Origin of the sequence: Erwinia sorbitola (genome assembly GCF_009738185.1) — a bacterium.
In the GTDB taxonomy this organism is placed as follows: Bacteria; Pseudomonadota; Gammaproteobacteria; order Enterobacterales; family Enterobacteriaceae; genus Erwinia; species Erwinia sorbitola.
In genome coordinates, this window is record NZ_CP046509.1 from 1697598 (window position 1) to 1721052 (window position 23455).

Genomic DNA, 23455 nt, shown 5'->3' on the forward strand with positions numbered 1-23455 from the left:
GCTGAATGGGGGCTAAGAATATGGGACGAAAATGGGAATGATGTTAACACCGGACTTGTTCGCATTCTTGTGCTAGGTACAGCCAAGTTAGCATCAGGTCAAACTTCAGGGGCTTGGTCATTCAGCATGCCACCTGGGTATGTGGCGGGGTATTTATTCCAGAATACATCTCCCACTGGAACGACAAATCGAAGGGTATTTAATATATTAAATGGAACCATATCACTTTCGCCTGCGGATGGTAACTACGGCGAAAATACTGAACCGTCTACAAGTGGTAATGTAATCTTCTATGCAAGGAAACCATAATGGCAAAGTTCGGAGCGTTACTTGAAGATGCGAAAGGTAATCCTTTTTATGTTGATGATACAATGCCTCTGTGCCTTGTAAACAAGATAACTAAAACACTGAATGTATCAAATACGATAGGAGGCGTGATACGCGTACACCCCAATGATGGGGCGGTGAGATTTATCTTTTGCAAGGGAAACAAAGCCGAGGTGAATTTCTATTATATACTTGACTCGACCTCAGGAATGTACATTGTAAATTGTAGTGGCCCCGGAGATTTTATTGTTGATGTGTATGTTTTTGGTTATCAATACCAGACACCTCCAGCCTGGGGAATGGCAATATGGGACGCACAAGGAAGATGCATTATCACAAACGAAACAAAAGTGCTAAGAGGTATACAACCGCAAGGAAATAATGGTGCAGATAGCGCTGGTTTTAATGTCGATACCACGCTAATCGGTGAGTATGCTGTGGCACCAGATTGTCTGGGTTACATGGCTGGTGTGATAAATCAGGGCGGACAGGTTTATCCCTTTGTTGCCCCTGCGTATACGTCAGCATATTTTAACGGGACGAGCACCAGGATAAAAGGGGCATTCAGAGGTGATCTCGGAGGAGGGGGGGCGAGTAATATTCAATATGTAAACCACAGGAATACAATAAAAGCAATAGATGTTGGTCTGTATTAGCTTGCTTGGTTAATTAAAATCAGTTAACTAACGGAAGCTTTGAGAGTAAGATAGGAATCATTAATACTAAGGATCTTGATTATGCTAAGGATTGCCAGTTTATTGTTCGTTATATTTATATTATCTGGTTGTGGTGGTTTTTTTGAGAAGCAAGAGCCTGCTTGCAATGGAGTTGCATTGCTTTCAGGTCAGGAAACAGTAGTCCAAATTTACGCTGTCCGTAAGTGGGCAAACCAGACCCAGTATAAGGCCGGATACCCATTCAACTGGCAGTGGGTAAATAAAAATAACTTCATTCGTACTACATGCGAAAAATAATTCGCTCTAACAACAGAGACCCGGCCACCGTGCCGGGTTTTTTATTATCCGGAGAAAATTCTATGCCAGCAGGCACTATTAAATTAACAAATGGCTCAAAAGTTGTGTCAGGGATCGGCACTACTTTCACTAACGAGCTAAAAGTAAATGACTTCATTGTTGTTGTTGTTGGTGGCGTTACTTACACACTTGGCGTAGAGACTATCACGTCAAATACTTCGCTGACACTAAACACTCCCTTTGCAGGGCCGGCGGCGCCAGGGCTGGCGTGGAGCGCTGTCGCTAATCAAGCGCTTGTTGGAATCACAGCGCAAATTGCAGCTGACACAGCAAGAGCAATTCGCGGACTTAATCATGACAAAGATAATTGGCAGAAGATTTACAGTGCGAGTGACAAAATTACTATAACTCTCCCGGACGGGAGCTCTTATACCGGCCCTGGCTGGAACGCTATCACTACAGCATTAAGCAATAAAGCTGATTTAGCGAGCGGTGCTGTTGCGATTGTGCAGGGCGGAACCGGGGCAAAGACCGCAGCTGGCGCAAGAAGAAATATGGGACTTCTTGCGCCCGAGGACGTTTCGTGGATACCCGTCACACTTCAAAATGGATGGACTGTTACGCCGGGAGGCAGGGCTGCTTATAGAAAAGTTTTGGGATTATTACAGCTCGATGTGACAATAAATCCAGGAACGTCTACAGACTGGACTTTGCTTTTTTCATTACCTGTTGGGTTCAGGCCTCCATTTACTTTTAACCAGGTTGTTTTCAGTAATGGTTCGAATACTACAACACCGCCGCGTGTATCAATTGGATCAAACGGAATTGTATCCTGCGTTAACATATCATCTGGCGCAGGAATATCTTTTAATATCACAATTCCGTTGCAGTGAATTCTTGCTCGTGCGACAGACCCTCTTTTTTAGCATGTTTTTATCTGATTGATTTTTATAATGGTTAAAAAGAGGGTCTGGACGAGGAAATAAGGTAAAAAGCTAAAGAAGTAAATGGGTTAGCGCGGTAAGATAACGGTTTACTGCCGCACAGGCAGCTTAGAAGTTTATGCAGACGAAATCCAAGCTGGCAGAACGGTTTACTGCCGCACAGGCAGCTTAGAAGACCTGAGCCGAAGTTGTAGCTGCAATTGCGGAGTTTACTGCCGCACAGGCAGCCTAGAAGTGATAGTTGTCGCCGCCAGATCATTGCCCTGACCTTCAGGCACAAAAAACCCGGCGCGGTGGCCGGGTTAATCTTTAGATGGTTTTGATGAGGGGAAAAGCCCACGTATCACACCCAGGAAGGCCGCAAAAACATTCAGTGTTACCGCTGTAGTGATAGCAATCATTACTTCCTTAGGGAATAATTCAAATCCAAATATTTTTGCGTATCCATAACAAAAAAGAAGTATTGACCACCCATAAAGCGTTTTCCTAACGACTTTATAGGCCTTTTCTCCGAATTTGTCTCTTAAAGCCCTATCAGCTTTTCTATCCTCAACTTCTTCATTTAGAAGTATCAGGTCTTTTTCACTGGATTTTTCTTCCCGGACTCGTTCGCCTGCAGGTGGCTCGTCGACTTGAGAAAGAGTCTGGCCAGTTGGTGATGCCTCATTAGATAGCTCCGTTGTGTGCGGCGGAGCTATCTGACTTAATATGTCCTGATTAGTCTGCCCTGACATGGTTATAAATCATCCTGGTTACTGGGGTTTGGGTTCAGGGTGAATGTAGTTTGCCATGTCTTCATAACTAATTATTGACCCATCAGGGCCACGCAAACTCCATGCAACACCTTCTGCATGAGTCATAGCAGACAACTGTGTTCCAGAAAATTTACCGTAAACCTCAGTAATGCGATCAATCAGTTGATTAGCCGCAGTATCGTTAGGGTCAACTTCAGGCGTTATAAGCCTGATGCCATTACCCTCCGGAGAGGGAACCGCGCGTGTCAACTTATTGGTTATAGGCCTATAACCATAATCTTTAAGCTCATGATACAGCGAAGTTATCACTGGGCCATGACGCCACCGCGCGAAACTATCGTCTATAAGCGGAGTTCCGTCATACAACTTCAGGAACCATGACTGCGCATAAAACAATAGCTTCTGGATCTTCATGGGGGACAAGTCAGGTATTTTTCCTTGCCTAGCCCTTTCAATGAAGGCATTAGCAACCGCGTTCGCAGAATAAGCCATGATTCGCCTCCTTTGGGTTTAAATTTAGACAATGCCATCCAGTACCAGAAGTGAAAACTCCCAGAAAGCACTGTATGGATTTACAGTGATTGCTCAAATTTGATTATAACACGTGGAGAGATTTTAGGTAGAACTAAAAAACCATATATAACATGGATTTACAATGAAAGGTGTCATTCTGTATCACTGCGTTTAACTCAAAATGGTTGAGAATGCAACAATCTAGCTGCGCATGTTTTTTTAGTCAAAAAAGGCCGCATTTCTGCGACCTCTCATCACGTCACCCGAACGCCTCTTCGGCCACCGGGCTTTACCCTATGATAACCCAGGCTAATGAGTTAGAAATTATGGTGATTTAATCAGGCTGGATGAATGAACAGGAGGCGTACGCCTTTGGATAAATCTCACCATAAATCATCGCCCTGAAAATTCCTTCCCATTGTCCGATTGATCATTCTCATTAGCTGATCAAACAATACTGTATATCCAAGCAGTATTGAGGCGGTTACTGGTTAGGCCGGACATACGAAGATGATTTCAGGCTGGAGAATGTTTACTGCCGTGCAGGCAGCTTAGAAGTATCATTACTGTCGATCCATCAATCCATTGACTCCGTGTTCACTGAGCTTGTCCAGCATCAGCATGCCGTTGCTTTCCTGATTTTGAAGCTCCAGCAACTTGTTGCGCATATCATCGAGCAAAGGCTCGATTGCACCACGTTTGCGAACGACCTTGCTGATAACTTCTTTCTCGAAATCATAGACGGCCCTGTGTACAGCCGAGGTGATTTTCATGATGCGGCGACATTCCTCCCCCAGCGCTGGCAAATCTTCTACAGAGAATGGCTGTGGCGATGACCTTCCGGTGGCAGATCGCAGGCAGTACCAGATACCTGCATTCCACGACTGGTCGAACTTCATTCCATTTGTCATCATCCACACCAGGCGCTTGAGGTTATTCATGTCGGAAGGTGCCAGTGGTTCTGATTGCGGACGCTTCTCATAGCGGCCAGTTTTGCGGATCGCAGGCAACACTTCGTTAAATACCCAGTCCTGGAATTGTTTTGCTTCTGGCTTGTTGCTGCGGAAGATGACGCGGTAGAGGTTGGGTTCGTTGACGTAAACCAGCTGTTGTTTGCCGCCTTTCGTAGGGGTGTATGTTTTACATATACCCTTCTCATCAAGCTGTGCCGCTAGTTGGCTGACGTTTTTAATATCTAAAACTTCACATACGTCTTTCAGGCAGAACCACGGCTCACCGTCGATTACCTGAATTCGTACATCATGGGATTCTTGGAATGAAAATGATACTGGCTGGATAGTTAATGCTGTCATGGTAATGACCTCGTGTTAGTGAGACTTACACCACCTTCGAGACCAATCTTGGGTGGTGAGTTGTGCAGAGTTGGTCTTACCGGCTAACACGAACCCGGCGCTTCCGAAGAAGCCCCCACACAACCCACCATAATTTTGATGTGATCGTGCTTCGCGCATAAAAAAACCACGTCAGGCGTGGTGTGCGCCGTGTTAGATATCCGGGAGACCAATCCCGACAGCCGATTTTGCGGCTGCACGGGGAATATAGCCCCGGATATCTAAAAGAGTCAAGATGAATGGGTGAGGTGGAGAAAGGGAGATTGATGATTTCAGACTAGAGAATTGAGGTGCGTACATAATTGCGTACATAAAGCGAGGCTGTCAATTAAGATGCCAGTAATGGCGGGCGTTTCAGGGCTGCGTCTCATAATCGTGGAAGAGAAAAGTTGGTTGTACTGGCTTATCTTTCACTGTATTTAATTACCCACGTTTGATGAATTATCTTCATGATTTTGCTGGTGTTATAAGTGATAACTGGTTTATCTACCTGAGTCTGTACCTGTTTGATTATTGATGCGTTGGCGAGTTTATGACTTATTGAGTGCATAAAATCACAATCAGGTGAGTACAAAATAGTATTTTGGCTATCAGCAACACAAACCTACCTTCCATCTATGGTAAACCATATCCCTGCGCATCTGAAATAACTGATTTGAACGGGGGCGGGAGTCAGCAGGAACTCCCGAAGATAGAGCAAAAAACACACCATTTACTTCACATATTACAGCCTTTGCAAGGCGTAAACAGCCTGTCTGAACTTGTATAGCGATCCAATTTACCCGCCCCTGGCAACACCTGCAACCTTTGGTTAAATAGTAGTAATGGCGTATCTGAAGTGAATATAAAGACCAAATATGGGCAGCACCACGCAGAGCTTAATATTTAAAAAAACCTTAAAATATTGAGGGTTTTATGATTTAGAAATTTCCTGGTGGGTGGTATGTTTATGGAAATTTTACTATGAGGTTTACCATGCATCGCAATGATGTTATTGATTCATTCAGAGCAATTGCTATATTTCTTGTTACCGGGTTTCATATTTCAGGATGGGCGCTATATGGTTCCGGTGTCGTATTTTCTGATATCTCAACATTTATCAACTATGGTCAATTTGATGCCATTGGAATTATAGGGAATGGTTGGGTCGGTGTAGGCATGTTTTTTGTTATATCCGGATACTGTATGGCCAACTCCGTAGCCAGAAGATTCTCTCACGGAATGAGCGCCAAAGCTTATGCTAATTATGCGTTGAATCGTCTTATGAGAATCGGGCTACCTTACTATGTGGCTATTCTCGTCTGGGTTATCTTAATCGACCGGTTTGGCGTAACATCCAAATCTACAGGGATAAAAGATATTCTGACGCATCTGTTTTTTGTACATAATACATCAAAAGAAACGATGTACTCTATCAGCGGCGTCTTTTGGTCACTGGCCGTTGAAATGCAGTTCTGCATGATACTACCTTTGATATTCATATTTTTTAAATCATCAGCTATGCGCTGTACAGCGCTGTTGTTATCATTGGCATTCACTGTAATGATAAATAAGTTTTCGAAAAGTATTCTTTTGACGTGGAGCATTGCTTCATACCTTTATCTTTTTCTTCTTGGCTGGTTTCTCGCACTTCTCCCAAATTATTTCAAGATAAAGTTTGCAAGTCTTTGGGTGTTATTACCCGGTTTTATCGCTTTCAGTCTTTTGATTTGCTATAGAGGGAACAATTATGACATGAATCTCAAGCTGTATGAGATATTAACAGCCACTGTCTTTTCGATCTTTATGATGTCGTGTGTGATGAGATTTAGAAATCACAAAAATAATTTCATCGTCAGCATATTATCGTTTATCGGAAGATGTTCATTTTCAATTTACCTGTACAATTATATCTTCTGGTGTTTAAAGCCAGGAGTTAACAGTGTTACAAGCGTGCTTGGTGCTTTCTTATTCGTCATCATCATCGGTATTGCCATGCACTTTATTATCGAAAGAAACAGTGAAAAATTAAGGCGTTATGTATTCAGTTCCGGCACTGACGTTCTGAAGTTGATAAGAAGATGATCCCGCGTTCGTCCTGCCAGACAGCCCGGCTGCGGTGACGCATAAAAAGATGAACAGCCGGGTGGGGCGTTGTCAGGTGTCCATTTAACACGATTAGCAAACATTCTGTACGATAGTTTTCGACAGCGGCGGTGTTAATCGCCTGATTTATTCATATTTTCTTGCAATTTTGTCACGCAAATACATCCGGGATGCCGTACAACATGCGCAGTTTTTTACAGTGTAAATGTTGAGGATTGAGCGTTGAAAAAGCATCAGCTTGCAAGTTTCTGTGTGGTTATGGCGCTGAGTACCACTGCCTTTGCCGAAGGCCAGCCCGCTGTGGATGCGCTGGCATTTCCAATGACGGCTCCGGCAATTGATGCCGCTTCCTGGGTGCTGATGGATGCCACCACCGGACAAATCCTCACTTCCGGGAATCCCGATGAACGCCGCAACCCGGCCAGCCTGACCAAACTGATGACAGGCTATGTGGTTGATCGCGCCATCGATAAAAAGCGCATTACCCGTGACGATATAGTGACAGTCGGTCAGGATGCCTGGGGAGCAGGTAACCCGGTATTTAAGGGGTCGTCCCTGATGTTTCTTAAGCCTGGGGAAAAAGTATCGGTACGTGACCTCAGCCGCGGCGTAATTATTGACTCAGGCAATGATGCCTGTGTAGCGCTGGCGGACTATGTTGCCGGAAGCCAGGCGAACTTTGTCACCATGATGAATCAGTATGTGGACAAACTGGGGCTGAGTAATACTCATTTTGAAACCGTACATGGGCTGGATGCACCCGGGCAGTTCACCACGGCACGTGACCTGGCAACGCTGTCGCGCGCGATTATCAGCGGCGAGCCTGATTTCTATCAGATGTACAGCGAGAAATCGCTGACCTGGAATGGCATCACCCAGCAGAACCGTAATGGCCTGCTGTGGGATAAAACCCTGCACGTTGACGGGCTGAAAACCGGACATACAGAGAGTGCTGGTTTTAACATTATCGCCTCCAGCGTGGACGGCCAGCGCCGCCTGATTGCAGTGGTTATGGGTGGCAAAAGTACCAAAGGGCGAGAAGAGCAGGCGCGCAAGCTGCTGACCTGGGGGCAGACTAATTTCGACACTATTCAGCTATTCCATGCTGGAAAAGAGATTGGTCATGAGAACGTCTGGTACGGCAATCCACACAGCGTTTCACTGGGCAGCGAAAAAGATGTATTCCTTGCCCTGCCGCGTGACGCCGTGCAGAAAGTGAAAGCGAAATATGTGATTGACCGTAAAGATCTGGAAGCGCCGATCAAACTTCACGAACAGGTGGGAACTATCCAGCTGGTTGAAGGTGATAAGACACTGGCCAGCTACCCTCTGGTGGCATTAAAGCCCGTTGAAGAGGCTGGTCTTATTACGCGCATTAGCGACTATATTAAACAGAAGCTGTAAAACCTGACCCTCCTCCTGCCGGAGCCGCACACCCATGCTCCGGCCACTTTCCTGTTTGTGCAGTGCCTCTCAAATCAACACTTTCCTCTAAAGACAGCTGGCAAACGCCGCTTCTTCATGGTTATTTATACAGCTGTTAATCAGATCGGGAGAGGATCATGCAGGTTGAAATCAGCACTCTTGGGGCACGGCAGGTGGCAGCGGTTCGTCTGGTTGGCCCGTGGCACGAAACGGCACCCCGGGGCTTTGCGCGTCTGGGTGAATGGGTTTGCCAGCATCAGCTAAACGGCGACTGGCTGGCCTTATATTATGACAACCCAGATATTGTGCCTGCTGAACAATTACGTATTGATACCGGCATCACCGTTCCCTCTGGCTTTGTTTTACCGCCAGAGAGTGACGACATAGAGCTGCGAGCCGTTCCTGGCGGAACCTATGGTGTGGCAAAGGTTACGGTCAGCGACGGAAATTTTGCCAAACCCTGGCTTGAATTCTACGATGAATGGCTACCCACAAGCGGCTATCAGCGTGCTGAAGGCCTCTGTTTTGATCGCTATCTCAATGACGGATCGCAGAGTGGAATATGGGAGTTTTGCATTTGCGTCCCGCTCATCAAGAAGCCGGAATGAGGGGGCTGAAGTGTTATGGGAATGTGAATAAAATCAGCCATTAAGAGAATGTCTGATTAATGTTTTGTATACGAAAAGAGGGCTTAGTGTTTTCTGCTGTGTAACTGCGGAAATGCGTGAAAAAACGGCGGAAACTGCCCTTTCTTCGTCTGCTGCGAGCGTCTGCTTCAGGTATCATGTTCCGCCTGTTCACTCTTCTATCGGAGTCACATTTGCGACCGGATAAGCCCTTATCGGCCTTTGAATTCAGCCTGTATCGCAATTACCGTATCGTACACAGCGCACGTATTGCCCTGGCGTTTATTCTGACGTTCCTGCTGGTGCGCCTGATGGAGATCCCGGAAGGCAGCTGGCCGCTGATTACGCTGGTGGTTGTGATGGGGCCGATCTCCTCCTGGGGGAATGTTTTCCCACGTGCTGTTCAGCGTATTGGCGGAACTATTTTTGGCTCCATCTCCGGGCTGATAGCCCTCAAGCTGGAACTGATCTCTCTGCCCGTGATGCTGGTGTGGTGCGCCGTAGTGATGTTTATCTGCGGTTTCCTTACTCTGGGTAAACACCCCTATATGGCGCTGCTGATCGGCATCACCCTGGCGGTAATCTGTGGCGGCATTCCCGGTGATATGACCACCGCACTGTGGCGCGGGGGGGATGTGATTCTTGGTTCACTGCTGGCGTTGCTGTTTACCAGCATCTATCCGCAAAAAGCCTATACTCACTGGCGCATTCAGATGTCAGATATGTTGCTGGAAACAGCGCGCCTCTATCACGCGGGTTGTTCGCCTAATCTGGTGGAAAAGCCGCGTCTGTCGCAGCCGTTACAGCGCCTGTTAAGCAATGTGGTTAAAATGCGTTCGCTGATTGATCCTTCCAGCAAAGAAACACGCATTCCTCGTTCGGTGTTTGAAGGTATTCAAACCCTGAACCGTAACCTGGTTTGTACGCTTGAACTCCAGCTTAATGCCTGGTGGGCATCGCGTCAGAGTCACCTGATTATGCTGAATGCCCCGGCGCTGCGTCATACTCAGCAAATGACAGAAAATACCCTGCGCGCACTGTCCAAAATGATGGTGGGAGGCGATACCGGTAAAATGGCGGCGAACAGCGAAGAGCTGGCAGAGATCACCCGTGAACTTCGCCAGCTGATCGCCGAGTCTGACAGCGATGAACTGGTGGAAACTCCAATCCACGGCTACGTCTGGCTCAGTCTTGAAATGGCCAGCCAGCTGGAAAAACTGACCGATCTTCTGCGTCTGGCACTGCGAAAATAGAATGATCCAGCAACAACTTACTGCGAGCTGACTCGGTTCAGGGTAAGATAGGGGCAATGCTGTTCTGTAAGTTTAAAATTGCCATCGGCAGCGGCCCGCCGTTAAGCTGGTAGCCACGACAATGATGCCTGTTTTCACAGGCCCAAATGAAAGGTGTCTTCATGGAAAATGCAAAACAATCATTTCAGGACGTACTGGAGTTCGTGCGTATGTTCCGTCGTAAGAATAAGCTGCAACGTGAAATTATCGACAACGAAAAGAAAATCCGTGATAACCAGAAACGTGTGCTGTTGCTCGATAACCTCGGTGAGTACATCAAGCCAGGCATGAGCGTGGAAGCTATTCAGGAAATTATTACCAGTATGCGCAGCGATTACGAAGATCGTGTTGATGACTACATCATCAAAAATGCCGATCTGTCGAAAGAGCGTCGCGAGCTGTCGAAAAAACTGAAGTCACTGGGTGAACCGAAAGCCTGATCCGCGAGCGGAGATGTCTGTTAACACCCTTCGGTGAACATAATAAAGCCGGGCAGAGATGCCCGGCTTTTTTTATTGCTCGCCGTTATCCAGCCGCTGCGCCAGACGCCGTAGCTCCGTTGCTATAGGATGGCTGATCCGCTGATTACGGCGCGGCGCGGCGGTGCTGCTACGCACCACCAGCGATGTGGTAAAAGGCGGCAAATTATCATCACTGCCGGGGTGCTCGAGCTGATTTGTCAGCCACTGAACGCTACGCTCGCCGAGCTGGCGCATATCCTGGCGTACGGTGGTTAGCGGTGGCTGATACCAGGCACTGTCGGCAGTATCGTCATAACCCACCACGGATATCTCTGCGGGGACTGCCACACCCATCTGGTGCAGCGCCTGCATCGCACCCAGCGCCATCTGATCGTTTGCCACCAGCAGTGCGCCAGGCAAAGGTTCACCGGCAAGCTGCATTACCGCCTGGTAACCTGACTGAGCACTCCAGTCGCCATCAAGCTGTCGTACAGGTTCCAGCTGGTGCTCATTCAGCACCTCGATCCATACGGCGTTGCGGGCGCGCGCCGCTACCGACTCCGCCGGGCCATTAAGCAGCGCAATATCCCGATGCCCCAGCTCTAGCAAATGCTCTGCCCCCTGACGTGCGCCGCTATGAGCGCTGAACGTGCAGGCAGCAACGTCGGCATCTTCAGCGACATCAAGAAACAGGCAGGGCAGGGATGCCGCCATGCGTTCAATCTGCTGTGCCGCCTGTGCCTCAAGCGGAACATTAATTAACAGCGCGTCCACCCGCTGTGATAGCAGGTCGCTGACCGCCTGCTGCGCACCGTCACTGCCCGCCATGGCAATCACCAGATGATAGCCCAGCTGACTGGTTCGCTGCTGAATAGCGGAAGCGATCTGCGCCGGTGCCAGCAGCGCTAAATCACTGGTAGCAAGGCCCAGCGTACGGGTATTTTTCCCGGCCAGCTGCTGCGCCACACGATTAGGTACGTAATTCAGCGCCTGCATGGCCGCTTCCACCCGAATACGGGTCTGTTCTGCAACCTGGCTTGAATGGTTCAGCACCCGGGAGACGGTCTGATAGGACACACCAGCGGCGCTGGCGACGTCTTCCAGCGTCACGGAGCGAGATCTCATAGTTAACTCCTGTTTTTGAATGCGCAGTGTAGCAACAAAACGCCCTCGCATCTTTCGTTCAACTGCACCACGTACTCCCTTCCTGTTGTTGAGCTGCGGTTTAAAAAAACTGGTAAGTGGTGAATATAATATTTCCAGAACCTGGTGTGTTTTTTCGACAGACAATAAGGATATATGATATGTCTGAACAAGCCTTATCCCGGGACAGGGTGATCCGAACACTCCCATTAACCCACTGGAATCAACCGCATCATGATAGCGGAGCGCTGGCCTCGCTCGAGCAGGGCAACGTCCTTTTTTTGCCCCACCTCTCTTTTACGCTGATGCCGGAAGAGCTGAAGCTGCTTGACCCGGCGCTGGTGGCTCCAAAGCGTAAAAATATCACCTTCGATCCGCAACATAATCGCGTACGTGGTCTCGCCCGGCAGCAGTATGCCCAACAGGTTACTGACCTGCTATCCCGCTATTATCAGCACTGTTTGCAGTTAATCGATGCGCTACTGCCGGAGTACCGGCACGCCGTGCACTCACCGTCGAATACACTGCGCCTGCATCCGGTCAGCACCTGGCGCAGTAAAAGTTCCTGGCGCAAAGATGACAGCCGTCTCCATGTTGATGCTTTCCCATCCCGGCCCATCCACGGCGAACGTATTTTGCGTATTTTCAACAATATCAATCCGCATGGTGAAAATCGCGAATGGCGCGTGGGTGAGCCATTTCCGGTACTGGCGCAGCGCTTTATGCCTCATCTGAGTGGTTATTCACCGCTGAGTAGCTGGTTTCAGCAGCGTATAGGGATGACCAAATCTTTGCGCTCGCGCTACGACCATATGATGCTGCGGCTGCATGATGCGATGAAAGCGGATAGAAAATATCAGGAGCAGGGGCCACAGGTGACGCTGAGTCTGCCCCCGGGCAGCAGCTGGATCTGTTTTGCTGACCAGACACCCCATGCGGCGATGAGCGGTCAGTTTATGCTGGAGCAGACATTTTTATTGCCGGTTTCAGCAATGCTGAACCCGCAAAACTCGCCGCTAGCGGTGCTGGAAAAACTGATGCAACAGCCGTTGTTATGAACAAAGCGGGGTGCCATAGTTTGTCATCCCGCCGTTGCTGCACTTTGATACATAAAAAGACTTTGCATAAAACCATCCCTTTAACCATGATAATTAAGGTAGGCCCACCCCCTGGTTAAAACTGGAACAATCTTGCAAAACCTTCGTGTTTCTCTACAGCAAGCGATAAAACGGACTGCCTGGTATCCGAAACGACGTTCCTTCCGCGTACTGTTCTGGCGCGAAATAACACCGCTGGCGGTGCCCATTTTCTTTGAGAACTTATGCGTTCTGTTAATGGGAGTGCTGAGTACTTTCCTGGTCAGCTGGCTGGGCAAAGAAGCGATGGCCGGCGTCGGTCTGGCCGACAGTTTTAATATTGTGGTGATCTCATTTTTTGCCGCTATCGATCTGGGTACTACGGTGGTGGTGGCCTTCAGCCTCGGTAAGCTCAACCGTGAACGGGCGGTGGCGGCAGCGCGTCAGTCGTTGATTATTATGACGCTGTTTGCCGTGCTGCTGGCGCTGGCTATCGAGTTTATTGGCCCGCAGATTATCGATCTGATAGCGGGTAAAGCGGAGCCGGAAGTCAAAGCGCTGGCGCTCTCCTATCTTCAGGTTACCGCCTGGAGCTATCCGGCAGCGTCCATCGCACTGATTGGCTGCGGGGCACTTCGTGGTGCCGGAAATACCAAGATCCCGATGCTGATAAACGGCGGGATGAATATCCTCAATATCATCATCAGCAGCATACTGATCTACGGCTGTTTCTCCTGGAATGGCTTGGGGTTTGTCGGTGCCGGGCTGGGTCTGACTATCTCCCGCTATATCGGTGCAGCGGCGGTGATTTACGTGCTGGTTATCGGTTTTGTTCCGGCACTAAAAATATCGCTGAAAAGTTATTTTACCCGCCTGAATATGAGTATTCTGCGCGAAGTACTCGGCATTGGTATTCCGGCCAGCATTGAGTCAGTTCTGTTTAACGGCGGCAAGCTGTTAACGCAGATCTTTGTGGCCGGAATGGGTACCGATGTGATCGCCGGTAACTTTATCGCTTTCTCTATCGTTTCCCTGATCAACCTGCCGGGGAATGCACTCGGTTCGGCATCGACCATTATTGTCGGTTCGCGACTGGGACGCGGTCAGCTGGGGCAACCGGAACGTCTGCTGCGCTTTATTTTCGGGCTGTCGAGCATCGGTCTGTGCCTTCTTGCGCTGCTGACCGTGCCGTTTGCCGGCTTGCTGGCGCAGTTCTACACTCAGGATGAAGAAGTGATTCACGTGGTGAAGATGCTGGTATGGCTCAACGCTGCGTTTATGCCGTTCTGGGCTGCCTCCTGGGTATTGCCCGCCGGATTGAAAGGCGCACGCGATGCGCGTTACACCATGTGGGTTTCTCTGCTAAGTATGTGGGGCGGGCGTATTGTCGCTGGTTACCTGCTGGGGATCGTACTGGGCTTCGGCGTGGTCGGCATCTGGCTGGGTATGGTGCTGGACTGGATGATCCGGGGTTTCTTCTTCTATCGCCGTATGAACAGTGGCCGCTGGCTGTGGAAGTATCGTCCGCAGCCTGAGCAGCATTAACGCACAGATTGCCACCTTTTTTCCCTCTGCGCTCTCAGTCACTGCTTGCGTTCAAGATATATCATAGATATATTTTACCCGGATGAGAATGATTCCTGATTTCAACTATTCCGAGGGTATAAAAGTTGAGTGACTCCCCAGCAGCAAGCCGCGCTCCTAAGCGCGTACGTAATGAACTGCGTTTCCGTCAGCTGGCGGTTACTGCAAAAACTAAAGTGGCCGGATGCTTCTGGCGAATTGATTTTGCCGGTGAAGATCTCGCGGGGTTTAACTCCCCAGGATTCGATGACCACATTAAGGTGTTCTTCCCGGATGCCAGCAGCGGTACGCTAAACCTGCCGGAAGTGACGGAAGAGGGCGTGGTGTGGAAAGAGGGCACGCGTCCGGTCTCCCGTGATTACACCCCGCTGTTTTTTGACGGCGTGGCAAAAACCCTGACCATTGATTTCTATATCCATGACGGTGGCGTGGCCAGCGACTGGGCAGCCCAGGCGCAGCCGGGTGATGCATTAGCCATTGGCGGCCCGCGTGGTTCGCTGGTGGTGCCGGAAGATTACGCTTTCCAGCTGTATGTCTGTGATGAGAGCGGCCTGCCTGCCTTTAAACGCCGCAATGAAACGCTCAGTGGCCAGCAGCTCAGTCTCTATGCTTATGTGGATGAAGCCACCGGCGTGGATTATCTCGACGGATTGAACGGCGTTAATGCCGCCTGGATTGGCAGCGGTAAGATGCAAACAGAAAATCTGGCGGCACTGATTGATACGCTGAATTCAGTTCAAATCCCCCGTGAGGACTATTTTATCTGGCTGACCGGTGAGGCGGAGTTTGTCAAAAAACTCAGCGATTACTTTATTGAACAGCGCGGTTGCGATGCCACCTTTGTGCGCGCCGTTGCCTACTGGCATCAGAAGTAGCATGAAAACCGATCTGCCACTCTGGCAGCCTGAAAGCAATGCTCGCCCCGGCCGCAGAAAACGCCGGGAAAAGATGCTTGATGCCAGCGATATCCGCCTGCTGCTGCTGCATTTCCTCAGCATTAACCCGGCTCACGGCTACGAGCTGATCAAAGCCGTTGAAGATCTGTCAAAAGGGGAATACAGCCCAAGCCCGGGGATTATTTATCCCAATCTGCAACTGCTGGAAGAGATGGAGTACATCGCAGTGGTGGATGCCCTGGCAACGCGTAAAGCGTATCGTCTGGAGGCGAAAGGGGAGGAGCAGTTGCAGCAGCACGCGCAAGGCCTGACCGCCATCATCCAGCGGCTGTCGACGCTGGCTGTGCTGGTGAATAATCGCAGTCTGCCGGATGTTGAGCGCGCTATTCATAATATGAAAACGGCACTTAATTTCCGCCTGTCGCAGGAAGGGATTTCGCAGGAGACGCTGTTCGCTATTGTTGATGCGCTGGACGATGCCGCGAAAAAGATTGAACGCAGCTGATAAAAGGCGGAGTGATATTCTTCTGAGATGGCCTGAAGAGAGGCCATCTCAGCGAGGGCGTTTACTCCCCTAAACGGTAGCGTTCCAGCCAGTGCGCATAAGGTGCCGGCAGTACCCAGGATGGGCTGCGAATCTTGAGTTTTTTCGCCAGGTAATATGGATAGTGCGGATTAGCGAGGTGCGCGCGACCGATCATTACTAAATCCATCTGCTGTTCGGCAATCACACGCTCGGCAACCTCCGGTGCTTCAATGCCCCAGGAGGATGCTACCGGTAAACCGGCCTCACGGCGCACGCGCTCCGCTACCGGAGCCAGGAAGGCAGATCCCCACGGGATTTGGGTCTCAGCAATGGTAAAGCCTACGCTGACATTGAGCAGATCCAGCCCACCGTCACGCATCAGCCGCGTCAGTTCAATTGATTCAGCCAGCGTTTCTTCATCACGTCCGTCATATTCAATCACGCCAAAACGAGCCGTCAGCGGCAGGTTCTCCGGCCATACTTCACGCACGGCGGCCAGCGTTTCCAGCAGGAAGCGACTGCGTCCGGCGAAATCACCACCGTAGCCATCGGTACGCTGGTTGGCATGGACGGAGAAGAAGGTCTGGGCCAGATAGCCGTGGGCGAAATGCAGCTCCAGCCATTCAAATCCGGCGTCACGTGCGCGGCGCGCTGCCGCTACAAAATCACTTTTCACCCGTGCGATATCGTCCAGCGTCATCGCCTTTGGTACCTGCGGCAGGTTATGACCGAAAGCGATGGCAGAAGGGGCGATAGTCTGCCAGCCACGGCTGTCACCGGCGGCGATATGGTCGTCACCTTCCCATGGACGGTTAGCGCTGGCTTTACGTCCGGCATGGCCGATCTGGATGCCCGGCACAGCTCCCGCCGCTTTAATTGAGGCAGCAATCTTCGCCATGCCTTCTGCCTGCTGGTCGTTCCACAGTCCGGTGCATCCCGGAGTGATACGGCCTTCCGGCGACACCGCCGTGGCTTCGACAATCACCAGCCCGGCGCCGCCGCGTGCCATTGCCGGATAGTGCACCTGATGCCAGTCGCTGGTCAGCCCCTCTTCGGCGCTGTACTGGCACATCGGAGGAACGGCAATGCGGTTACGCAGCGTGACGTCTTTCAGGGTAAACGGAGTAAACAGTGCAGACATAATCAACCTGTAAAGTGAGAAAACAGCGGGAGAAAGGCACCACAATAAGCTACCTGAGGCGCGACCGATTTGCTGTGTGTGCTGAATCAGTCTGCCATTCTGGTTGCTGCACAGCAATAAGCCGGGCTTATTATGCGATAAGTATAACGTTGCAGGATCGGCAGTGAATTTCTGCCAGGTTATTAACGTGCTTCCCTCTTACCCTCACGTTAATAATAAAGGTAACCCGCAATGAAACAGGAAATTCTGATTATTCAGCCGCTAATGCCGGACCTCAGCGAGATTCTGCACCAGCAATATCACTGCCATCGTCTGTATGAGCAGACTGACGTGGCTTTATTTCTTAGCCAGCATGGGCACAAGATCAGGGCCGTTGCCACCCGGGGTGATGTCGGTCTGGCGGCTGAGTTGATGGCCGCCTTGCCCGCACTGGAGCTGATTACTGTGTTTGGCGTTGGCACCGATGCGATCGATCTCGCTGCTGCCCGCGATCGCAATATCACGGTGACCATCACCTCCGACATTCTTACCGACGACGTAGCCGATCTGGCGTTAGCGCTGATGTTGAGCACATCCCGGCAGATAGTAGCGCAGGATACTTTTCTACGCAGCGGCGCCTGGCAGCAACGCCCTCCTCAGCTGGGAAATAAACTGAGCGGTAAACGCGTTGGCATTATGGGACTTGGCAAAATTGGTGCCGCCATTGCCCGGCGCTGTGCTGGTTTTGATATGCAGATTGGTTACTGCAACAGCCGTCAGAGTGATGAACCGGGCTGGCAGCGTTTTGGCGATCTGCATCAGCTGGCGCAGTTCAGCGATTTTCTGGTTCTCGCCGTGCCGGGCGATGCGCGTAATCGCAAAATGGTGGATGCGGAGATCCTCAGCGCGCTGGGTGAGCAGGGCATTTTGATTAACGTCGCGCGTGGCGCGGTGGTGAATGAGGATGACCTGATTGAGGCACTGCAAACTCAGCGCATTCGCGGCGCAGGTCTGGATGTGTTTGACAGTGAACCGGGAATTGATTCACGTTTTGCTTCACTGAACAATACGGTGCTGACGCCGCATATCGCCAGTGCCACGGCAGAGACGCGGCAGGCGATGGCGCAGAATGTGGTGGATAATCTGGCGGGCTGGTTTAAGGGGGAAGGGGCGATCACACCGATTGGATGATACCGTCCAGGCACTGTGTTTTTGCAGGGGCGAAGCATGCTTCGCCTGTTGCTTTTGAAAATGTACGGTATTCAGATGCTAGCCCTGATAGCGTCCGTCTATGACTTCAACTCCTTTTCCCGCCAGCCACGGATCAATCCATTCGCGCTCCAGCTCGCCACGCTGCGCCAGTGCAAAATTCCGCTCATCGACAATTAAATATGCCTGCGCGGCCTCAAGAATCTGTGCGGCATCTTCCCGCGGAATCACAATCACACCGTCGTAATCGCCAAGAATAATATCCCCGGGCGATACATGAATATTTCCGCAGGCTATGGGCACATTAATCTCGCCGGGGCCATCTTTAAACGGCCCGCCCGGGGTGATACCGGCAGCGTACAGATGATAATCCATCTTACTGATGCCTTCGATGTCGCGAATTGAACCGTCCAGTACCAACCCTTCAATACCGCGCTGACGTGCCCAGGTGGTCATCACTTCCCCCATCAGCGCCTGGCTGCGATCGCCCTCATTGGAGACTACGATCACATCCCCTTTTCCTGCCATATCCATCGCTTTATGCAGCATCAGATTACAGCCGGAACGGGCTTTTACCGTTACCGCCAGGCCGCACATCACCGAATGTGACGGATTGCTCATCAGGCGGATATCGCAGGTGAGCGCTGGCAGGCGGCTCATGCAGTCAGCCACTACGGCAGCGGGCAGGGTGCGAAACGCCTCAACATAGGGCGCAGCCTGTAAATTACGTTGTAAGAAAATACGGTTTCCAACAGTCATTATAATCCTCGCTTATTTCAGGCTGGCAACGGCGGCGGCAATCAGCTCTGCCCCATGTTGCAAGGCAGGTAAATCGGTGGCGATAGAGAGACGGAAATAAGGCGACAGGCCATAAGCCGCACCGGCAACAACCGCTACGCCTGCGCTGTCGAGCAGCCACAGCACGACCTCATTATCCGTAGTCAGGCGCTGCCCTGCCGCCGTGGTTTTACCCAGCAGACCGCCGCAGTTAACGTAAAGGTAGAAGGCACCCTCCGGTACCCGACAGCTGAGTCCCGGGATCGCATTCAGCCGGGCGGCGATGTCATCGCGGCGCTGGCGGTAGATCTCAAGGCTGGTGGTAATAAATTCGGTGCCGCTGTTGAGTGCTGCCAGTGCAGCGGCCTGGCTGACGGAGCTGGCATTGCTGGTGGATTGTGATTGCAGCGTTCCCATCGCAGCGATCAGTGTTTTTGGCCCGGTGGCATAGCCGATGCGCCAGCCGGTCATGGCATAGGTTTTTGAGACGCCATTAACGATCAGCGTGCGGTCTGCCAGACGCGGCTCCACCTCAAGCAGATGCACATTGGGCGCATCGTCATAGCGGATATGCTCGTAGATATCGTCGGTCATAATCGCCAGATGGGGGTAATCCAGCAGCACATCGGCCAGCGCCCGCAGTTCGGCGCGGGTGTAGCTGGCTCCGCTCGGATTGGAAGGGGAGTTAATCAGCAGCCAGCGGCAGCGACTGGTAATCGCGGCCCGCAGGCTTTCCGGCGTCAGCTTAAAACCATCCTGTTCGCTACAGGTGACAATCACCGGACGACCGTCGCAGGCCAGCACCATATCCGGATAAGAGACCCAGTACGGGGCAGGGATCAGCACCTCATCACCGGTTTCCAGCGTGGCAGCAAAAGCATTAAAGATGGCGCTTTTAGCCCCGTTGGTCACGATGACATCGTCAGCATTAACTGTCAGACGGTTCTCACGCAGAAACTTCTCAGCAATTGCCGTGCGCAGCGCCGGGGTGCCGTTGTTCTGCGTATAGCGGGTTTCACCGCGCTCAATGGCGGCGCTGGCGGCCTGGCGGATAACTGCCGGAGTGTCAAAGTCCGGCTCGCCTACCACCAGGTTTACAATGGCTTTTCCAGCACGTTTCAGCGCGTTGGCGCGATCGGATGCGGTACTGCTTGGAGAGGGTTTAATACGGGTAACGCGATTAGCAATATGGATGGCACTCATGACAACACTCCGGTCGGTGGCGTAATGAGCTTAAGTTACGAACATGCGGGTGTATTCGGCTAAGAGGAGTTTGTTCTGATTCAAGAGCGAAAGCTTATGGATGGGGCAGGGCCATAAGCAAAAGCCATTTAATGGTGCAGGGCTGCATCACAAACTGAAGAGAAAAACATGTTAAAAAACGGTTAATATGGCGATCTATCTCACTGTTTTACATATTAACTTTGCTGATGTGTCGGCGCTCACCCTCAGAGTGGTCTGGATCTTGCTATATTCCATTTCATCCAATAGTTATCCCAGCGAAGTGCAGAAGAGGAAGTCATTATGAATCTCAGACGACTCAAATACTTTATCAAAATTGTCGATGTCGGCAGTCTGACGCAGGCAGCCGATATTCTGCACATCGCCCAGCCGGCTCTCAGCCAGCAGCTGGCTTCGCTGGAAGGTGAAGTCAAACAACAGCTGCTGATCCGCACCAAACGCGGCGTAACGCCAACCGAGGCGGGCAATATTCTCTATGCACATGCCCAGGCCATTTTACGCCAGTGCGAACAGGCGCAAAGTGCGATTGATGGTGCCGGGCAGGCGCTGAGTGGTCAGGTTTCAGTCGGCCTGGCTCCCGGCACTGCCGCTTCGCTGCTGGCGCTGCCGCTGATGGAAGAGGTGCGCAAACAGCATCCCGGCATTCTGCTCTATTTTAATGAGAGCTTTGGTACCACTCTCAGCGAGCTGATTATGAGCGGGCGCATGGATATGGCCGTGCTCTACGGCAACCGCCAGGTGCATGGACTGGCATTTATCCCGCTGATGAAAGAGGATCTCTATCTGGTCACGCCGCAGGCCAGCGCCAGTTTCGGCAAAACCGTAACTCTGCAACAGATCGCCCATCTGGAGCTGTTTCTGCCGCGCCCATACAACATTATGCGCAAGCTGGTGGATGAAGCCTTTGTGCAGAAAAACCTCTCTTACAGCGTGAAATGTGAAATCGAATCGGCGTCCACGCTGGCACTGGCGCTGGATAACAATCTCGGTTCCACCATTCTGCCGGAGTCCATCGCGCGCAATATGGTGGCGCAGGCCCATGCCCGTATGGCGAAAATTGTTGACCCCGGCATTCAGGCGCCGCTGTCGTTCTGCACCTCCGACCATCTCCCGCTCTCTCAGCCTGCCGAGGCAGTGAAGAAGATTCTGCTGGCGCTGATGGCAGAGCGTACTCAGGATAACCGCCCGCTGACGCTGGTTGGATAGGGCCATACGATCGGGGTACTGAACCCGGATCATCTGCGCGGTACACAGTTATTGACTCAACATGATTCGAGAGGCGGGCAGGCGGCAACCCCCTGGCAGCATAGATCGCTATGTGGCTGGGGGAACGGGTGCAGCCAACCAGCTCGCAGTCAAAAGTTAAAGAGTAATAAGTCTGTCTTATCCCCCTAAAGCGAAACCCTCTTACAGACTGGCAGAACGACCGGGCTACAGTGACCCCATGTCGGGCTTTCCGTTGACGGATATGATGTTGAGGATGAGGAATGGATCCAGCAGGTCAGTTACAGACGCCACAAATCAGCTGGCTGGGAACCCATGCGCTGCTGTTTGAAGCGCCGGGAGCACTCTCTCTGGCTAACCAGCAGCGCATCTGGGCGCTGGCAGACTACAGCGCACAGCTGCCCGCTATTCGCGGCGTGGTTCCGGGGATGAACAATCTGATGCTGGTGTTCACTCCGCAATGGAGCGCGGCGGAATCACTGCCGGAACAGCTGCTGCGCCAGTGGCAGCGCGGCGAAAGCAAAACTTTCTCAGGCCGGGTGATTGAACTGAACGTTACCTATGGCGGAGAACCCGGCCCGCATATCTGCGATGTGGCGGACTATACCGGAATGACGATTCAGGAGATCGTTCAGCGCCACACTGAACCACTCTATCCGGTATATGCCCTCGGCAGCCATCCAGGCTACTGCTATCTCGGCAATATGGATCCGCAGATTGCCACTCCGCGCCGCCATACCCCGGTACAGAGTATTCCCGGTGGTTCGGTCTCCATTGGCGGCGTGCAGACCGGCGTTTCCGCTTCTGCCGGGCCAAGCGGCTGGAACACCATAGGCCGTACCGACTTCCTCTTCTTTGATGCTCATGCTGCACCGCCGGTACGCTTACAGCCCGGTGACAGCATCCGTTTTCGCGTAGAAAAGGTGCTGGCATGATCGAGATAGAACGCACCACACCGCTCAGTAGCGTGCAGGACAGCGGCCGTTTCGGTGCTCTGCATTATGGCGTTGGCACGGCGGGGGCTATGGATCCGCTGGCGCTCAGGCTCGGTAACGCACTGCTGGGCAACCATCCGGATGACGCGGTGATTGAAGTCCCGCTGTTTCCCTTCCGCGTACGTTTTCATCGCGCTGGGGTATTTGCCCTAAGCGGCGGCGACGGACAGGCCACGCTCAATGGCAGGCCCGTCCCTCCGTGGTGGGTTGCACGGGCCAGCGCCGGGGAGGTGCTGACGCTGAATGCTTCACGTTTTTCCGCCCGCAGCTATCTGCATCTGCCGGGCGGGGTGGATGTGCCGCGCGTGCTGGGTTCGCGCAGCACCCAGTTACGCGGGGAGTTCGGCGGCTGGCAGGGGCGTGGCCTCAGCGCAGGCGATCGGCTTAACGCATGCTCTCCTGACTATCGCGGCGCGAGTGACTTTGGTATCCCTTCACCACGGCTGGCATTGCAGGCTGATTCCCTGCTGGTACCGCAGATCCGCGTGCTGCCCGCTGCCGAATATCCGCTGTTTACCCCGGAGTCGGTGCAGCGTTTCTGGCGGCAGCAGTGGCGCATCACGCCACAAAGCAACCGCTACGGCTACCGGCTGGAAGGTGACGGGCTGGTAGCGAAGGAACCAATCGAAATGCGATCTCACGGCATTATTCCCGGCGTTATCCAGGTGACCCACAGCGGTCAGCCAATTATCCAGATGCGCGATGCGCAGCCGAGCGGAGGCTACCCAAAACTGGGGACGGTAATTGATGCTGATATGTGGCTGCTGGGGCAGGTGCCGGTGGGCAGCCAGGTGCGTTTTGTTGAGGTGGATCTGGCCCGGGCGCAGGAAGCACAGCAGGTTCAGCAGCGCTGGCTGGATGACCTCTGTTACCAGATTGACCGTTACCGCCGCAGTGCGGGCTGATCAT

22 protein-coding genes and 1 pseudogene are annotated in these 23455 nt (G+C 51.8%); 16 read left to right on the top strand and 7 right to left on the bottom strand.

The genetic code is table 11. The features are described from left to right. Positions 1–308: 308 nt before the first annotated feature. The 3 genes from GN242_RS07660 to GN242_RS07670 all read left to right on the top strand — a co-directional run bounded on the left by GN242_RS07660 (position 309) and on the right by GN242_RS07670 (position 2194). Positions 309–983 carry a hypothetical protein gene (locus GN242_RS07660; protein ID WP_156287210.1) on the top strand — a complete coding sequence of 225 codons (675 nt, stop codon included), beginning with the start codon at positions 309–311 and terminating at the stop codon, positions 981–983. A gap of 81 nt (positions 984–1064) precedes the next feature. After that, on the top strand, positions 1065–1301 hold the full coding sequence (gene cor / locus GN242_RS07665; protein ID WP_156287211.1) for a phage exclusion lipoprotein Cor: 237 nt from the start codon (positions 1065–1067) through the stop codon (positions 1299–1301). Positions 1302–1363: 62 nt separating this feature from the next. Next, positions 1364–2194 carry a hypothetical protein gene (locus GN242_RS07670; RefSeq protein ID WP_156287212.1) on the top strand — a complete coding sequence of 277 codons (831 nt, stop codon included), beginning with the start codon at positions 1364–1366 and terminating at the stop codon, positions 2192–2194. Positions 2195–2547: 353 nt separating this feature from the next. Here the strand turns inward: GN242_RS07670 and GN242_RS21655 are convergent, their stop codons facing one another. From GN242_RS21655 to GN242_RS07685, 3 genes are all read right to left on the bottom strand, one after another. After that, positions 2548–2979: a hypothetical protein gene (locus GN242_RS21655; RefSeq protein WP_197094774.1), complete on the bottom strand. Its 432-nt coding sequence runs from the start codon at positions 2977–2979 to the stop codon at positions 2548–2550. An 18-nt stretch (positions 2980–2997) separates the two neighbouring features. Beyond that, positions 2998–3492, bottom strand: coding sequence for a Panacea domain-containing protein (locus GN242_RS07680; protein ID WP_156287213.1), 495 nt, complete (start codon positions 3490–3492; stop codon positions 2998–3000). 584 nt (positions 3493–4076) lie between these two features. After that, on the bottom strand, positions 4077–4826 hold the full coding sequence (locus tag GN242_RS07685; protein WP_156287214.1) for a BRO-N domain-containing protein: 750 nt from the start codon (positions 4824–4826) through the stop codon (positions 4077–4079). A 1002-nt stretch (positions 4827–5828) separates the two neighbouring features. Between GN242_RS07685 and GN242_RS07690 the strand changes: the two genes are divergently transcribed. From GN242_RS07690 to GN242_RS07710, 5 genes are all read left to right on the top strand, one after another. Next, entirely contained in the window at positions 5829–6929 is a 1101-nt protein-coding gene (locus GN242_RS07690; protein ID WP_154751622.1) for an acyltransferase family protein, read from the top strand. A 279-nt stretch (positions 6930–7208) separates the two neighbouring features. Next, positions 7209–8354, top strand: a complete 1146-nt coding sequence (gene dacD / locus GN242_RS07695) for a serine-type D-Ala-D-Ala carboxypeptidase DacD (protein WP_154751850.1) — start codon at positions 7209–7211, stop codon at positions 8352–8354. Between the two features lie 158 nt (positions 8355–8512). Further along, positions 8513–8983 (top strand): DNA gyrase inhibitor SbmC, encoded by a 471-nt coding sequence (sbmC, locus tag GN242_RS07700; RefSeq protein WP_156287215.1) that lies wholly within the window; start codon positions 8513–8515, stop codon positions 8981–8983. A gap of 212 nt (positions 8984–9195) precedes the next feature. Further along, positions 9196–10254: an FUSC family protein gene (locus tag GN242_RS07705; protein WP_154751620.1), complete on the top strand. Its 1059-nt coding sequence runs from the start codon at positions 9196–9198 to the stop codon at positions 10252–10254. A 161-nt stretch (positions 10255–10415) separates the two neighbouring features. Continuing rightward, positions 10416–10733: a DUF496 family protein gene (locus tag GN242_RS07710; protein ID WP_154751619.1), complete on the top strand. Its 318-nt coding sequence runs from the start codon at positions 10416–10418 to the stop codon at positions 10731–10733. A gap of 72 nt (positions 10734–10805) precedes the next feature. Here the strand turns inward: GN242_RS07710 and GN242_RS07715 are convergent, their stop codons facing one another. Next, a complete protein-coding gene (locus tag GN242_RS07715) occupies positions 10806–11879 on the bottom strand; it encodes a LacI family DNA-binding transcriptional regulator (protein WP_154751618.1) in 1074 nt (357 codons plus the stop codon). Between the two features lie 179 nt (positions 11880–12058). Here GN242_RS07715 and kdoO point away from each other — a divergent pair, with 179 nt between their 5' ends. The 4 genes from kdoO (at position 12059) to GN242_RS07735 (ending at position 15958) form a co-directional block, all read left to right on the top strand. After that, positions 12059–12955, top strand: a complete 897-nt coding sequence (gene kdoO / locus GN242_RS07720) for a Kdo hydroxylase KdoO (RefSeq protein ID WP_156287216.1) — start codon at positions 12059–12061, stop codon at positions 12953–12955. 132 nt (positions 12956–13087) lie between these two features. Beyond that, the gene (locus GN242_RS07725) at positions 13088–14518 is read left to right on the top strand and encodes an EmmdR/YeeO family multidrug/toxin efflux MATE transporter (protein WP_156287217.1); all 1431 of its coding nucleotides are present in this window, start codon (positions 13088–13090) and stop codon (positions 14516–14518) included. Positions 14519–14643: 125 nt separating this feature from the next. Continuing rightward, entirely contained in the window at positions 14644–15432 is a 789-nt protein-coding gene (locus GN242_RS07730) for a siderophore-interacting protein (RefSeq protein ID WP_156287218.1), read from the top strand. 1 nt (position 15433) lies between these two features. Beyond that, the gene (locus GN242_RS07735) at positions 15434–15958 is read left to right on the top strand and encodes a PadR family transcriptional regulator (protein WP_230320645.1); all 525 of its coding nucleotides are present in this window, start codon (positions 15434–15436) and stop codon (positions 15956–15958) included. Positions 15959–16106: 148 nt separating this feature from the next. On the opposite strand, the pseudogene GN242_RS07740 reads toward GN242_RS07735, so the two are convergent. Next, a pseudogene (locus GN242_RS07740) lies at positions 16107–17120 on the bottom strand (NADH:flavin oxidoreductase/NADH oxidase); the annotation flags it as partial. Positions 17121–17351: 231 nt separating this feature from the next. Between GN242_RS07740 and GN242_RS07745 the strand changes: the two are divergent. After that, positions 17352–18290 carry a 2-hydroxyacid dehydrogenase gene (locus GN242_RS07745; RefSeq protein WP_156287220.1) on the top strand — a complete coding sequence of 313 codons (939 nt, stop codon included), beginning with the start codon at positions 17352–17354 and terminating at the stop codon, positions 18288–18290. Between the two features lie 78 nt (positions 18291–18368). Here GN242_RS07745 and GN242_RS07750 read toward each other — a convergent pair whose 3' ends face one another. Further along, the gene (locus tag GN242_RS07750; RefSeq protein ID WP_154751612.1) at positions 18369–19067 is read right to left on the bottom strand and encodes an RraA family protein; all 699 of its coding nucleotides are present in this window, start codon (positions 19065–19067) and stop codon (positions 18369–18371) included. A gap of 12 nt (positions 19068–19079) precedes the next feature. After that, a complete protein-coding gene (locus GN242_RS07755; protein ID WP_154751611.1) occupies positions 19080–20288 on the bottom strand; it encodes an aspartate transaminase in 1209 nt (402 codons plus the stop codon). Positions 20289–20609: 321 nt separating this feature from the next. Here GN242_RS07755 and nac point away from each other — a divergent pair, with 321 nt between their 5' ends. The 3 genes from nac (at position 20610) to GN242_RS07770 (ending at position 23451) form a co-directional block, all read left to right on the top strand. Beyond that, on the top strand, positions 20610–21533 hold the full coding sequence (gene nac / locus GN242_RS07760; RefSeq protein WP_154751610.1) for a nitrogen assimilation transcriptional regulator NAC: 924 nt from the start codon (positions 20610–20612) through the stop codon (positions 21531–21533). Between the two features lie 281 nt (positions 21534–21814). After that, complete coding sequence (pxpB, locus tag GN242_RS07765) at positions 21815–22486, top strand: 5-oxoprolinase subunit PxpB (protein WP_154751609.1); 672 nt, start codon at positions 21815–21817, stop codon at positions 22484–22486. Continuing rightward, on the top strand, positions 22483–23451 hold the full coding sequence (locus GN242_RS07770; protein ID WP_154751608.1) for a 5-oxoprolinase subunit C family protein: 969 nt from the start codon (positions 22483–22485) through the stop codon (positions 23449–23451). The genes pxpB and GN242_RS07770 overlap by 4 nt, the downstream gene beginning before the upstream one ends. Positions 23452–23455 lie beyond the last annotated feature (4 nt).